General features: G+C 51.8%; 14 protein-coding genes. 12 read left to right on the top strand and 2 right to left on the bottom strand.

What is annotated here, in order from left to right; genetic code table 11:
* Positions 1–72 precede the first annotated feature (72 nt).
* The 3 genes from HNQ57_RS03535 to gcvH all read left to right on the top strand — a co-directional run bounded on the left by HNQ57_RS03535 (position 73) and on the right by gcvH (position 3,220).
* On the top strand, positions 73–1,119 hold the full coding sequence (locus HNQ57_RS03535) for an extracellular solute-binding protein (protein WP_226968231.1): 1,047 nt from the start codon (positions 73–75) through the stop codon (positions 1,117–1,119).
* The gene (locus HNQ57_RS03530) at positions 1,120–2,760 is read left to right on the top strand and encodes an ABC transporter permease (RefSeq protein ID WP_226968232.1); all 1,641 of its coding nucleotides are present in this window, start codon (positions 1,120–1,122) and stop codon (positions 2,758–2,760) included.
* A gap of 73 nt (positions 2,761–2,833) precedes the next feature.
* Positions 2,834–3,220, top strand: coding sequence for a glycine cleavage system protein GcvH (gene gcvH, locus HNQ57_RS03525; protein ID WP_008252322.1), 387 nt, complete (start codon positions 2,834–2,836; stop codon positions 3,218–3,220).
* A gap of 81 nt (positions 3,221–3,301) precedes the next feature.
* On the opposite strand, the gene HNQ57_RS03520 is transcribed toward gcvH, so the two are convergent.
* Positions 3,302–3,955, bottom strand: coding sequence for a histidinol-phosphatase (locus HNQ57_RS03520; protein WP_184461245.1), 654 nt, complete (start codon positions 3,953–3,955; stop codon positions 3,302–3,304).
* A 158-nt stretch (positions 3,956–4,113) separates the two neighbouring features.
* Here HNQ57_RS03520 and rppH point away from each other — a divergent pair, with 158 nt between their 5' ends.
* On the top strand, positions 4,114–4,632 hold the full coding sequence (rppH, locus tag HNQ57_RS03515) for an RNA pyrophosphohydrolase (protein WP_008252319.1): 519 nt from the start codon (positions 4,114–4,116) through the stop codon (positions 4,630–4,632).
* A complete protein-coding gene (gene ptsP / locus HNQ57_RS03510; RefSeq protein ID WP_184461526.1) occupies positions 4,632–6,899 on the top strand; it encodes a phosphoenolpyruvate--protein phosphotransferase in 2,268 nt (755 codons plus the stop codon). The genes rppH and ptsP overlap by 1 nt, the downstream gene beginning before the upstream one ends.
* A 15-nt stretch (positions 6,900–6,914) precedes the next feature.
* On the opposite strand, the gene HNQ57_RS03505 is transcribed toward ptsP, so the two are convergent.
* On the bottom strand, positions 6,915–7,664 hold the full coding sequence (locus tag HNQ57_RS03505; protein ID WP_184461244.1) for an NRDE family protein: 750 nt from the start codon (positions 7,662–7,664) through the stop codon (positions 6,915–6,917).
* A gap of 69 nt (positions 7,665–7,733) precedes the next feature.
* Between HNQ57_RS03505 and HNQ57_RS03500 the strand changes: the two genes are divergently transcribed.
* The 7 genes from HNQ57_RS03500 to HNQ57_RS03470 all read left to right on the top strand — a co-directional run bounded on the left by HNQ57_RS03500 (position 7,734) and on the right by HNQ57_RS03470 (position 13,810).
* Positions 7,734–8,525, top strand: a complete 792-nt coding sequence (locus HNQ57_RS03500) for a sulfite exporter TauE/SafE family protein (protein ID WP_184461243.1) — start codon at positions 7,734–7,736, stop codon at positions 8,523–8,525.
* Positions 8,526–8,528: 3 nt separating this feature from the next.
* Positions 8,529–9,380 carry a prolipoprotein diacylglyceryl transferase gene (gene lgt, locus HNQ57_RS03495; RefSeq protein WP_184461242.1) on the top strand — a complete coding sequence of 284 codons (852 nt, stop codon included), beginning with the start codon at positions 8,529–8,531 and terminating at the stop codon, positions 9,378–9,380.
* Between the two features lies 1 nt (position 9,381).
* A complete protein-coding gene (locus tag HNQ57_RS03490; protein ID WP_184461241.1) occupies positions 9,382–10,221 on the top strand; it encodes a thymidylate synthase in 840 nt (279 codons plus the stop codon).
* Between the two features lie 12 nt (positions 10,222–10,233).
* Positions 10,234–10,755 carry a dihydrofolate reductase gene (locus tag HNQ57_RS03485; RefSeq protein WP_184461240.1) on the top strand — a complete coding sequence of 174 codons (522 nt, stop codon included), beginning with the start codon at positions 10,234–10,236 and terminating at the stop codon, positions 10,753–10,755.
* 299 nt (positions 10,756–11,054) lie between these two features.
* Positions 11,055–11,894, top strand: coding sequence for a DUF3450 domain-containing protein (locus HNQ57_RS03480; RefSeq protein WP_184461239.1), 840 nt, complete (start codon positions 11,055–11,057; stop codon positions 11,892–11,894).
* On the top strand, positions 11,894–13,279 hold the full coding sequence (locus tag HNQ57_RS03475; protein ID WP_184461238.1) for a MotA/TolQ/ExbB proton channel family protein: 1,386 nt from the start codon (positions 11,894–11,896) through the stop codon (positions 13,277–13,279). The genes HNQ57_RS03480 and HNQ57_RS03475 overlap by 1 nt, the downstream gene beginning before the upstream one ends.
* Before the next feature lie 3 nt (positions 13,280–13,282).
* Complete coding sequence (locus tag HNQ57_RS03470) at positions 13,283–13,810, top strand: MotA/TolQ/ExbB proton channel family protein (protein WP_184461237.1); 528 nt, start codon at positions 13,283–13,285, stop codon at positions 13,808–13,810.
* The last annotated feature ends 6 nt before the right edge of the window (positions 13,811–13,816 follow it).

Raw genomic sequence — 13,816 nt, 5'->3', positions numbered from 1 at the left:
TCCGCGGAATGCATTGAGAATTTGAATGATAATAATTATCATCTACGCCCAGGTTTGATATGAGAGGCGTTGATGATGTTTAGAGTCGCGGCACGGCTAGTGGCAATTTTGGTAGTAGTGGGTTTAGCCGCCTGTGGTCGCAGTACGCCTCCCGCCGATAGTGCGACGGGTCCTGAGCTTGTTGTTTATAGCTCGCGCATTGAACAGCTCATCAAACCCATCTTTGACGACTTTACCAAAGAAACCGGTATTCGCATTCGCTATGTCACTGACGATGCTGGCCCGTTGCTCGCGCGTATGCGCGCCGAAGGCGAAAACTCACCTGCTGATATGCTTATAACGGTCGATGCCGGTAATTTATGGCAGGCCGCTGAGCTTGGGGTGCTAGAGCCTATCGAGTCAGCCATTCTTGCTCGTAATGTGCCACCGGCATTGCGGGATGAGCAGGGGCGTTGGTTCGGCGTATCGATTCGTGCGCGGACCATTGTCTATGCCACCGATAGAGTTAAGCCTGATGAGTTGTCGACCTATGAAGACCTCGCGAATCCTGAGTGGTCGGGGCGCCTGTGTTTGCGTACCGCAAAAAAAGTGTATAACCAATCTCTTGTGGCTAGCCTGATTGTGGCGTTGGGCCAAGAAAAGGCAGAGCAGGTTGTTGCCGGCTGGGTCGACAACTTAGCTGTTGCTCCTTTTGCCAGTGACAATAAAGTGATTGAAGCGATTGATGCTGGGCAGTGTGACGTTGGTTTGGTCAATACGTATTATTTGGCCAGAATGTTGGCCGACAATCCCGATCTGCCTGTGGGCTTGTTTTGGGCCAATCAGCAAGGTGCGGCGCCCGCAGGCCGTGGCGTGCACGTTAATATTTCTGGCGCAGGTATAACCAAGGCGAGCAAGCATAAAGCCGAGGCGCTGCGTTTGCTGGAGTGGATGTCTGGGCCAACAGCCCAATATGACTTCGCGAGTTTGAATCAAGAGTATCCGGTCAATGACGCGACTGCGCCGTCGGAACTCATTCAGCAATGGGGCAGTTTCAGTGCTGATACCATGCCAATGAGTGAGGCGGGCCGCTTGCAGGGCGAGGCCATTAAAATGATGGACCGGGCGGGATACCGCTGAGTGCAGGCCTCTGTGCTAGTGGCGGCGACATCGCGCCGATCTGCGGCGGCGATATGGTTGCTGCGGGCCGTTGGTTTGCTGGCGGTACTGTGTGTGTTAGCGCCAATTTTGGTTGTTGTATTCAGCTGGTCTTCTGAGCAAACAGATATCTGGCAGCATTTAATAGCCACCCAGCTGGGCGGCTTGCTCGCCAATACATTGACCTTGTTAGTGGGGGTCGGAATACTGGTGAGCCTGCTGGGTATCGCCCTCGCCTGGTTTACCGTGATGTGCGACTTCCCTGGGCGGGGTTGGTTTGAGTGGCTGCTGATGCTGCCAATGGCCGTGCCCGCTTATGTTATGGCGTTTGTCACCTTGGGGGTGTTCGATTTTGGTGGGCCCCTACAGAGTTTTTTAAGAGACCATGTTGGCCAAGCCTACGGTAGTATCGATGTGCGCAGCGAACCCACGGTAATTGTGGTGTTCTCGCTGGTGCTTTATCCCTATGTTTATATGTTGGCGCGCAGTGCGTTCTTATCTCAGAGTAGCGATACCATTGAGGCGGCTAGAGCGTTGGGTTGCAATGCGTGGCAGGCGTTCTTTCGGGTAGCGCTGCCAATGGCGCGGCCAGCTATTATTGCTGGGGTGAGCCTGGCTTTAATGGAAACCCTTGCCGATTTCGGTACGGTCGCCATTTTCAATTACGATACCTTCACCACCGCAATTTATAAGTCGTGGTTTGGTTTTTTTAATTTGCAGGCGGCCGCTCAACTGGCGTCGATTTTATTGTTATTTGTTGCACTGACCTTGTTCGCTGAACGCCGTTCGCGGGGTGGGCGGCGCTTTGTACAGGGCGCTCGGCTTCAGCACCGGTTTCGGTTTGCGGTATCACCATTAACCGCATGGATGATGACCCTGATCTGTTCAGTGGTCCTGTTCATGGCGTTTGTGCTTCCGGTACTGCAACTAATTCTTTGGGCGCTAGGCGCGGGCGCGGAGCAGCTCAACCGTCGATTTTTTGAATTATTAGCGCATTCACTGTGGTTGGCGGGTATTGCGGCCGTGGTTACCGTTGTATTGGCCTTGGTGCTGGCCTTTAATCGTCGTCAAAAAGGGCGTTTTAGTTCGGTCTATGGTGCCGCACATCTTGGCTATGCGCTGCCCGGCTCGGTATTGGCGGTGGGTATTATGCTGTCGTTTACCTATATCGATAATCAGTTTTTTATTCCACTACAGCGCGTGTTTGGGATGGCGCCCACACCAATATTAGTGGGTTCGTTATTGACGCTTTTGGCCGCTTATTGGATCCGCTTTCTTGCGGTGGCGTCGGGCCCCGTGGAGTCAAGTCTTGAGCGCATTCGCCCAAGCCTGCCTGAGGCAGCGAGAACCTTGGGTGCGCAAGGTGCGACACTGGTATGGCGAATTTATCTGCCTATGCTGCGGCCGGGTCTATTAACGGCGGCGGTACTGGTTTTTGTCGATGTCATGAAGGAAATGCCGGCCACCTTATTACTGCGGCCCTACGGTTGGGATACCTTGGCGGTACGGATTTATGAAATGACGGCAGAGGGCCAGTGGCAGCTGGCGGCGTTGCCTGCATTGGCACTGGTTGCGGCTGGATTAATCCCGGTGATTATCAGTATCCGCCAAAGTCGTCACTGAGCACTTTGTATTTACGCGCAGCGGCGTTAAAATGCGCCCATCTTACGCATACGTTTGTAGAGGACGGCCTTAAATGAGCAATACCCCCAGCGAATTGAAATACGCTAGCACCCATGAATGGGCACGTCTTGAGTCTGACGGCACCGTGACTGTGGGCATCAGTTACCACGCTCAAAATGCCTTGGGAGATGTGGTTTTTATTGAATTGCCAGAAGTAGGAGCTGAGTACTCAGCTGGTGATGAGGCGGCCGTGGTGGAATCGGTAAAGGCGGCATCGGATATATATGCGCCAGTATCAGGTGAAATTATTGAAGTTAATGAGGCGCTTGATGAGAGCCCCGAGACCGTCAATGAATACCCTTATAGTGATGGTTGGTTTTTCCGCATACAGCCTTCGGATTTAAGCGAGCTAGATAATTTGCTCGACGCCGAGGCTTATGACGAGCAGTGCGACGAGTAGTATAGTCTGCTCTCAGGCGTGACCGGGCAGCCAAGGGCGGCTCTGTCACGCTAACAAACTACTTAGTCGCTTGTTTTGCGACTAGCGCAAACTGATTACGGGCCAGCCTGCTGTTTCCGCGTATTGTCTAAGTTTCTCATCTGGATCGACGGCACAAGGTTTATCGACTATCTTGAGTAGCGGTAAATCGTTGTGAGAATCACTGTAAAAATAACTCCCATCGAGACTTTGCTTATTGGCGGCAAGCCATTCTTTTAAGCGCTGAACTTTGCCGTCTTGAAAACAGGGCGTGCCAGAGGGCTTGCCGGTGTAGCGCCCGTCGATAATTTCGGCGTCGCTGGCGAGCAAGGTGTCTATCCCAAGGGCGGCGGCAATGGGTGCCGTCACGAAGCTGTTGGTTGCGGTAATAATCATAAGAAAGTCACCTGCCTCGTGATGCTGTTTTATTAGCGCATCGGCCATAGGGAGTCGCAGTGGCGTAATGTATTTGCTCATAAAGCTTTGGTGCAGTTTGCTGAGCTCTGCACTGGAAAAACGACTCAATGGCGTTAGCGCAAAACTCAGGTAGGCTTGTATATCTAAGCCTCCGTGTTGATATTGGCGGTAGAACTCGTCGTTCTGCTGTTGGAATTCACGGCTGTCGACAATGCCTTCGCTGACTAAGAATTCACCCCATGCGTGGTCGCTATCACCGCCGAGTAGGGTGTTGTCGAGGTCAAAAATTGCCAAGGCCATAGTAAATCTCATGAAAGATGTCGAAGTGGGCGGCTAGCATAGCGCCAGTAGCGTGCAATTTCATCTTTCCCGCCCGGACTTCATTTGCTGAATTCCCAGCGTGGTGAATTTGTGGAACAATAGAAAACAGACATAAAATCAAAACTATAGGTGAGCTAGTGATCGATTCGGATGGATTTCGCCCAAATGTTGGTATCGTGCTCGCGAATGAGCAGGGCCAAGTTTTGTGGGCGCGCCGTGTTGGTCAGAGTGCTTGGCAATTTCCTCAGGGCGGTATTCATGAGGGCGAAACGCCTGAAGCTGCCCTGTATCGGGAGCTCTATGAAGAAGTGGGACTGCGTGAAGACGACGTAGAATTGCTCGCCTGCACCCGTGGCTGGTTGCGTTATCGCCTGCCTCAGCGCTTGATTCGGCGCGAGAACAAACCCCTGTGTATTGGCCAAAAACAGAAGTGGTTTTTGTTGCAGATGAAAACCGACGACGCCAAAGTCAGTTTTGATTGCGGTGATAAGGCGGAATTCGATCACTGGCAGTGGGTGAGCTATTGGTACCCCCTTGGTCAGGTTGTGGCGTTTAAGCGTGAGGTGTATCGGCGGGCCATGAAAGAGCTTGCGCCACGCCATGCACGCTTAGTCAAAGATAGCGGCGGGGATCTTTGCGCAGGTGATTTGCGATGATGCTAGAAGCGCTACGCAGTATTGTTCAGGCGGTTAATGCCGCCGGTGACTTGCAGTCTGCTCTGGATATTATTGTTAGCCGTATCGCCGAAGTAATGAATACTGAGGTGTGTACAGTCTATTTGCGCGACCCGGATTCTAAACGCCTGATCTTTATGGCTAACCAAGGCTTGAACCCAGAATTGATTGGCAAAGTGAGCCTAGGGCCAGATGAAGGCTTGGTGGGCCTAGTCGCTCGCCGTGAGGAGCCGGTTAACCTAGACCACGCCGAGAAGCACCCTAATTTCTTGTTTTTGCCGGGTATCGGCGAAGAGCATTACCACTCCTTCCTTGGTGCACCGATCATTCATCAGCGCTCGGTGATGGGAGTGCTGGTCGTTCAGCAAAAAGACAGCCGTCGCTTTGATGAAGATGAAGAGGCTTTTCTCGTCACTATGTCTGCTCAACTAGCTGGGGTTATCGCCCACGCGCGGGCGACGGGCTCAATTAATACGGCGCAGAATACCGTCGGTGCCACCGCGTCATTTAAGGGCATTGCCGGCGCGACGGGGGTGGCGATAGGTCAGGCCGTGGTGATCGTGCCGCTGGCTGAATTGCACTCGGTGCCTCGCCGCCAGAGCGACGACCCGCAGGCAGAACTCAAAGCCTTTGCTGAGGCGCTGGACGCTGTTCGCGTCGATATTCGCGCTTTAAGTGATAAGTTGCTCACGCAATTGCCCGCGGATGAGCACGCTTTATTTGATGTATACCTGCGCATTATTGATGACGGGGCGTGGGCATCTGAGGTCGTTGCTAAAATTGAGGCCGGCGAGTGGGCGCAAGGTGCCTTGAGCCAGGTGATGTCGAGCCATGTTCGCGCCTTTGAAATGATGGAAGATGCTTATTTCAAAGAGCGAGCAACGGATATTAAGGATTTGGGGCGCCGGGTTTTGTCGTATCTGCAAGCCAGCGATGTGGAGCCTACGGAATACCCTGAAAAAACGATTTTAGTTGGCGAGGAGCTCACGGCTTCTATGCTTGGCGACGTGCCTCGGGACCGCTTGGTTGGTATGGTGTCGGTGCGGGGCTCGAGTAACTCCCACGTAGCAATTTTGGCCCGCGCTATGGGTATTCCAACAGTGATGGGTGCTAGCGATTTACCCTATACTCAAATTGAAAATGCCAATCTCATTGTCGACGGCTACTCAGGGTATGTGCACTATAATCCAACCGCCGACGTCTACGAGCATTTCCGCTCGGTCTCTGAAGAAGACCACGCGCTGAATCAGGGCTTGGAGGCTTTACGCGACCTGCCTAGTGAGACACTTGACGGTCATCGCATGCCGTTGTGGGTTAATACCGGCTTAATGGCTGATGTTGCCCGCTCACTCGATCGGGGCGCTGAAGGTGTTGGCTTATACCGAACAGAGATCCCCTTTTTATTGCGCGAGCGTTTCCCCAGTGAAGAAGAGCAGCGCATCATTTATCGCGAGCAGTTGCTTGCCTTTGCGCCGCTGCCCGTTACGATGCGGACCTTAGACATCGGTGGCGATAAGGCCTTACCTTATTTCCCAATTGAGGAGGAAAACCCCTTTCTTGGTTGGCGGGGGATCCGGGTAACCTTGGATCATCCGGAAATATTTCTCGTGCAGGTTCGGGCGATGCTCAAGGCCAGCGAGGGCTTGAATAATTTGCGCATTATGCTGCCGATGATCAGTAATGTGCAGGAAGTTGATGAAGCGCTGGAGCTGGTGCGCAGGGCTTTTGACGAATTGCTTGAAGACGGCTGGGATATTAGTCTGCCACCTATTGGGGTGATGGTTGAGGTGCCTGCTGCGGTTTATCAGGCGCGGCAGCTGGCGCGGCGAGTCGACTTTTTGTCGGTAGGCTCAAATGATTTAACGCAGTATTTACTGGCGGTCGACCGCAATAACACCCGTGTTGCGGATCTTTATCACGCTTATCATCCCGCAGTCTTAAACAGTCTGCAGCAGGTTGTTGACGCCGCTCACGCGGAAGGTAAGCCGGTTGGTATATGCGGTGAACTGGCTGGAGACCCCGCGGCGGTCTTGATTCTTATGGCTATGGGTTACGATATGTTATCAATGAACGATAACAGTCTGCTGCGGGTTAAGGCGGTTATTCGCAGCTGCCGCTTTGAGGATTTGCAGGGCTTACTCGACGGCGTGATGGTGGTCGATACGGCTGACGAGGTGAAAGCCCTTTTGCGCAAGGCAATGATTGGTGTTGGCATGGAGCGTCTACTGCAGCCGATTGGCAGTGCATAGCGTCGATATCGTGTTTTAGGCCTGAAAATGGTTTAGCGCGTTTACTTGCAGGAAGTTTGGATCTGCTGAGTTGGTATTATAGCGCTGCTCCCAGAAATCCCAGTGGCCATTTCGGTGGCGACTTACCACGCTACTTGAACGAGTGCCGTAGTTGAAATCGGCGACGCTTACGAAGCGACAAGACAGCGCATGATGAAACGCATCTTGGTGCTGTCCGTTCGGGCTTTTATCTTGCAGCATGGCGAGTAGTGCTAAGTGGCTGGCTTCACTGCTAATCGCGGCGTTCATATCGATTGTGCCTTTGGCGGTTTTGTCATTCGTGCTGCTCAGCGGAATATTACCAATTGCGTGGCTGCCCGGCGACAATAGTTGCCAGCCCGCTTCGCTGTTATTGCTATAGCCTAAGCGGTGGCCGTCAAAGCCAATAAAGTTAAATGGCCGGTAGGTGTCTTTTTCTGCCTCAAGTTCCGCTAAATAATCAGACGCTGAGTTTTCGCTCAGCAAAAAATGTTTAACGAGGTCTCCGCGACTTTGCTCGCCGCTGTGCTCGACTTCCCGGAGGTTGGTAACGGCGGCAAAGCGGCCGTTGCGACTAATGCCGAGCCAGCTGCCGCCATGTTCTAGATCACGTCCCGCCAATATTTGCGGATGATCCGGCCAAAAGTCAGCGGCTAGGCTTGGTCGCGAATAGAATTCATCGCGATTTGCCGCAATAATCAATGGCCGGTCGGGCTCTTGCTGCCATGACAATAATATTAAACACATGGAGTCATACGCTGTTGTTTGCCGGTAGAGGCCGTCATAATAGCAGCTTTGATGCGAGTCTACTGTGTGATGGTATTGCTAATATATCTTGGGGTAGGCGCGATTGCTGGCTTTGCTGCGGGCTTGTTCGGTGTGGGCGGTGGCCTTGTTATTGTGCCTGCTCTAGTGGCGTGCTTCGCAGTGCTGGCGGTGTCCCCCGATATTGCGATGCAGCTGGCCGTGGGTACGTCTTTGGCGGCGATTGTGGTCACATCACTTAGTTCGGTGCGCGCCCATCATCAACTGGGCAATATTGACTGGTCGAGTTGGCGAGGCTTGGCGCCGGGCATCGCTGCTGGTGTTGTTTTTGGTGTGGGGACAGCGAGTTACATGGAGGCCGAGAGCTTGAAGCTGGCCTTTGGTATTTTCTGTCTGGTTATTGCCGCCTATATGGGGCTTGCCATTGCACCCGCCGCGAGTAGAGCGCTGCCCGGAACGCTTGGGCTGGCGTCGGCGGGTGTGGGCATTGGTTATTTTTCAGCCTTGTTTGGTGTCGGCGGTGGCTCGTTAACCGTGCCTTATTTAAGTTGGTGCAATATGCGTATGCAGGGCGCCGTTGCAACCTCTGCGGCTTGTGGCTTGCCCATTGCGATTGTGGGCGCGTCGAGTAATGTTGTTGCTGGTTACGGTCATAGCAGCCTGCCGGACTACAGTACCGGGTTCGTGTATTGGCCTGCATTGCTGGGTTTGGTTTTGTTGAGTGCGCCCTGCGCGAAGTGGGGTGCGCGTCTTGCGCAGCGTTTATCTGCGACACATCTGCGTCGTGCGTTTGCCGGGTTTTTGTTAGTGGTTGGTAGTCAATTTATTTGGGGAGCACTATAGAGCATGTTGAGACATCCGGATTTCGATCCAGTCGCCGTGAGTTTGGGGCCGCTGTCTATTCATTGGTATGGGCTTATGTACTTAGCCGGATTTGCCGCTGCGTGGTTTTTGGCTAAGCGTCGCAGCCACCAGCCTTGGAGTCCTCTTAATGAGGCTCAGGTTGAAGATTTGATTTTTTACGGCGCGGTTGGGGTGATTTTGGGTGGCCGTTTTGGCTATGTTATTTTTTATAACTTTCCCCAGTTTTTGCAAGATCCGCTGTGGTTGTTCAGGGTCTGGGAAGGTGGCATGGCCTTTCACGGTGGCTTGCTTGGGGTGATTGTCGCCGTCGCCTTGTATGCTCGCAAAATTAAAGTGCCGGTGGCGGCGTTGTGGGACTTTATTGCTCCCTTGGCGCCCATTGGTTTGGGCCTGGGCCGCATTGGCAATTTTATCGGCCAAGAGTTATGGGGGCGTCCTACCGATGGCCCTTGGGGTGTGTTGTTCCCCCGCGACCCGTCACAATTACCTCGACACCCATCGCAGCTATATCAGTTCGCGCTAGAGGGCGTGGTATTGTTTGCAATTTTGTTTTTCTTTACGCGTAAGCAGCGGCCTCCGCTGGCAGCGGGCGCCTTGTTTTTACTGTGTTACGGTAGCTTCCGCTTTTTGGTGGAATTTGTACGTGAGCCAGATAGCCATATTGGTTTTGACGCCTTGGGCTGGCTTACGCGGGGGCAAGAATTGTCGCTGCCGATGATTATTATTGGCGGGTTTTTGTTGGTATGGACTTATACCCGCAATGAATCGGCGCCTAGTGGTGCAGCAACGGCTGCTCCTGTGAAGCGCAGAACAACGAAGAAAGCAGGGAAATAGTATGCAACAGTATTTGGATTTGCTGCGGGATGTTCGCGACAATGGCACTGATAAGGGTGATCGCACGGGGGTGGGTACGCGCTCAGTATTTGGTCGTCAGCTGCGCTTTGATCTGCAGCAGGGCTTCCCCCTGCTAACAACTAAAAAAGTACATTTGCGCAGTATTATTTGCGAGCTGATTTGGTTTTTGCAGGGCAGCTGCGACAATAACTGGTTGCAGGAGCGTGGCGTTTCGATTTGGAATGAATGGGCACTGGAGAATGGTGACCTAGGTCCGATTTACGGCAAGCAGTGGCGCAGTTGGGCTTGTCCAGATGGCAGTACGATTGACCAGATTAGCGAGGTCGTTGCGATGATTCGTCGCAAGCCGGATTCTCGGCGCTTGCTGGTAAATGCCTGGAATCCTGCTGATCTTCCCGATGAGTCTTTGAGTCCCCAAGAAAATGTTCGTCGCGGCCGCGCAGCGCTGCCGCCATGCCATACTTTGTTTCAGTTTTATGTGGCAGACGGCAAGCTGTCGTGCCAGCTCTATCAGCGCAGTGCAGACCTGTTTCTTGGTGTGCCCTTTAACATCGCTAGCTATGCACTGCTGACCCATATGATCGCTCAGCAGTGTGATTTAGACGTCGGTGATTTTGTGCACACCTTTGGCGACTGCCATTTATATCAAAATCACCTAACCGACGAGATTGTTGAAGAGCAGTTGCGTCGCACGCCGCGAGCCTTGCCAAAGTTGCTGATAAAGCGTCGTCCCGAATCGGTTTTTGACTATGATTTTGAAGACTTTGAATTTGCTGGCTATGAACCTCATCCGGCCATAAAAGCCCCAATCGCAATCTAATTTGGAGATTTCATGACGGTTACTGTTTCTTTGATTGTTGCCATGGCAAATAACCGAGTTATTGGTGTGGAGAATCAATTGCCTTGGCATTTACCTGCGGACTTGAAGCATTTTAAGGCGACGACCTTGGGTAAGCCGATTGTGATGGGGCGTAAAACCTGGGAATCGATCGGTCGCCCGCTGCCTGGTCGCAAGAATATTGTGATAAGTCGGCAGTCTGGATATGTCGCTGAGGGCGCGGATGTAGTGTCCAGCTTAAATGCGGGCTTGGCGCTGGCGCGTGAGCATGCCTTGGCGGAGGGTTTGGCTGAGATTGTCGTGATTGGTGGTGAAGCAATTTATCGAAGTGCGCTCAATGAGGCGCAAAAAATCTATCTTACTGAGGTAGATATTAGTCTTGATGGCGACGCGTGGTTCCCGGAATTGGTGGCTGTGGAGTGGTGCGAGACGGCTAGAGAGTGTTATCCCGTAACAAGTGTCGGAGGTTTAGGCTACAGTTTTGTAACGTTGGAGCGGGTTTCGGCTGAGTGTTAGGTGGTTTGTACAAATAACAATCAGGTATTTCGCGTAATAACAAAATCACGCCAGCTATAGGCGTTACTTATAATATTTATATTGTTACCTTAATTCTCGAATCTGTAACACATTAACCCAGCCGGAAGGCAAACGATTTTATATTACGAAACATTTAGTTTTCTCGTTGATTCTTATGATTGCTCGTGATTAAAATAAGCTCCGCTGTATGAAAGCACGGTCTTACGACTGGCCGTACGGCTGAACAAGATAATAAGCTCTGCTTTCACTAAACGTCCCAAATAGGAAAAGCAATTCCCATGAAAACGCAACGATTGAAAACAATCGCGCTAGCGGTCGGTATGGCTGTTGGTATGCTGGCTGCGTCGCCGGCCTACTCAGCTGACTCAACTGCTGGACAAGATGCGGCAGCACAACTGCCACCCCCTAAACCACTGATCCCTGTTAGTAAAGTTCTTGAAGTAGGTCAGAAGAGAACGAAAGCAGCTCAGCAGTCACAAGTCAAAATTGACCGTCTGGCGGCCGAAACTGGTGATTTGCTCCAAGACTATAAAATTGTTATGAAACAGGTAGATGGTTTACGCATCTACAATGCTCGTCTAGAAAAACAAATTGCCGGCCAGTTGCGCCGCATTGCTGGTCTGGAAAAATCTGTTGATGAAGCAACGATTATTCAGCGCCAGATTACCCCTTTATTGATTCGTATGATCGACGGCCTTGATCAGTTCGTTTCTCTAGATGTGCCGTTCCATATCGATGAACGTAAAGAGCGTGTTGAGTTCCTGCGTAGCAACATGGATCGCTCGGATATCACGATTGCTGAGAAATTCCGTCAAGTTCTTGAAGCATATAAAATTGAGAACGAGTACGGCCGTAAAATTGACAGCTACAAAGGCGTAGCGCTGGTCAATGGTTCTGAGCGCGACGTTAACTTCTTGCGTATTGGTCGCATTGGCTTAATGTACCAAACCACCGACGGCGAGAAGTCTGGTGCTTGGGATCAAGACAAGCGCAGCTGGGTTGAATTGGATGCTGGCGATTACCGCGGTGCGATCCAAAAGGGTCTGCGGATTTCGAATAAGCAGGCTTCTATCGATATTATGAAACTCCCGATTCCTGCTCCGGAGGCTGCGAAATAATGAAACGTAATCTATTTAAAGCCGCAGTGCTTGCCTTTGGCGGTATGATTGCCGTTGCAGCGATGCCCGCTATGGCCGAAGACGCTAAATCGCTAGATGAACTGCTTAAAATGGTTCGTCAGGGTTATGCGACCGACGCCCGTGAAAACAAAGAGCGCGAACAGCGCTTTGTTGCCGCTCGTTACGACCAGCAAAAAACACTGGATGAAGCGAAGCGTACCCTGGCTGCAGAAGAAAAGCGTTCTTCCGATCTGGAAAAAAGCTTCGAAGCAAATGAGACAGTGATCACTGAGCGTCAGCGTACGCTTAAGGAACGTCTGGGTACATTGACTGAGTTGTTCGGTCACCTGACGTCTACTGCTGGTGATCTGCGTTCAAACTTCCAATCGTCACTCGTTAGTATTCAGTTCCCACAGCGTGAGCAGTTTATCGACGACTTGATTGCTAAGATGGCTGGTGCTGAAGAGCTGCCAAGCATTGAAGAAATCGAACGCGTATGGTTTGAACTTCAGCGTGAAATGACTGAGTCTGGTCGTGTTGTTAAATTCCGCACCACTGTAACCAGTGCTGGCGGCGAGAAGAGCGAGCAGGACGTTGTCCGTGTTGGTACCTTCAACGCAGTCAATACTGAAGGTGAGTATCTTCAGTACATCGCAGAAAACGGCACTCTGGCTGTGTTGTCTCGTCAGCCTACGCGCTACATGGATTGGGCTGAAGACTTGGCTAATGCAACTTCAGGCATGCATCCTTTTGGTGTTGACCCTACAGGCCCTACTGGCGGCTCTTACTTGGCGGCATTGATCGACAGCCCGACTTTAACTGAACGTTGGCATCAAGGTGGCGTCGTTGGTTATGTCATCACCGCAGTTGGTGCTCTGGCTTTGCTGATCGCGTTTTGGCGCTTGGTAGTTCTGACGCTGGAAGATATGAAAGTTAACAGCCAGCTGAAGACCAAAAAGGCCAATAGTAATAACAGCCTTGGTCGTGTACTGAAAATTCATGAAGATAACCCAAGCATGGATCCGGAGACCTTGGAGCTGAAGCTATCAGAAGCAATTCTGAAAGAAACGCCGCGCCTTGAGAACTCATTGAACCTGCTTAAGATTATCGCCGCAGTTGCCCCGCTACTGGGTCTGCTGGGTACCGTAACCGGTATGATTATCACCTTCCAGGCCATCACCATCTTTGGTGCTGGTGATCCAAAGGCAATGGCTGGCGGTATCTCTGGTGCACTGGTAACTACTGTACTCGGTCTGGTGGTAGCGATCCCAACAGTTCTACTGCACACCTTTGTGAGCGGTCGGGCCAAGAAGATTATCCATGTTCTTGACCAGCAAACTACGGGCATCATTGCCGAACACACGGAAGGTCACGCGGGGAATTAAGCGATGTACCTACTGAATGAATGGGCGGAGATAATTCGACGATTCATGGATGCAGGCGGCGACGTACTTTGGGCCATCGCCGGCCTGACATTTTTGATGTGGACTCTCGCTCTGGAAAGACTTTGGTATTACAAATTCGAGTTGTCGAAAGACGTCAACGGTGCCATTGGTACCTGGGAGAATCGCACAGAGCGTAAATCCTGGAATGCCAAGCGAATTCGCGAAAAATTGATATCTGAAGTATCAATTAAGATTAATGCGAGTTTGCCAATGATCCAGACAATGGTGGCACTGTGCCCACTGTTAGGGTTGTTGGGTACTGTTACCGGTATGATTGAAGTGTTTAATATCATGGCGGTAACGGGTGGCGGCGATGCTAAATCGATGGCCGGCGGTGTTTCAAAAGCAACAATCCCGACAATGGCGGGTATGGTTGCGGCTTTGTCAGGCGTTTTTATCAATACCTATGTTAAAAGTATTGCAGAGCGTGAGAGCGAGCTTTTGGAAGACCATCTGACAACAGATCACTAAGAGAGC

The sequence above is a fragment of the Zhongshania antarctica genome (assembly GCF_014202945.1).
GTDB classification, from domain to species: Bacteria; Pseudomonadota; Gammaproteobacteria; order Pseudomonadales; family Spongiibacteraceae; genus Spongiibacter; species Spongiibacter antarcticus.
This window is presented reverse-complemented; position numbering and strand designations above follow the sequence as displayed.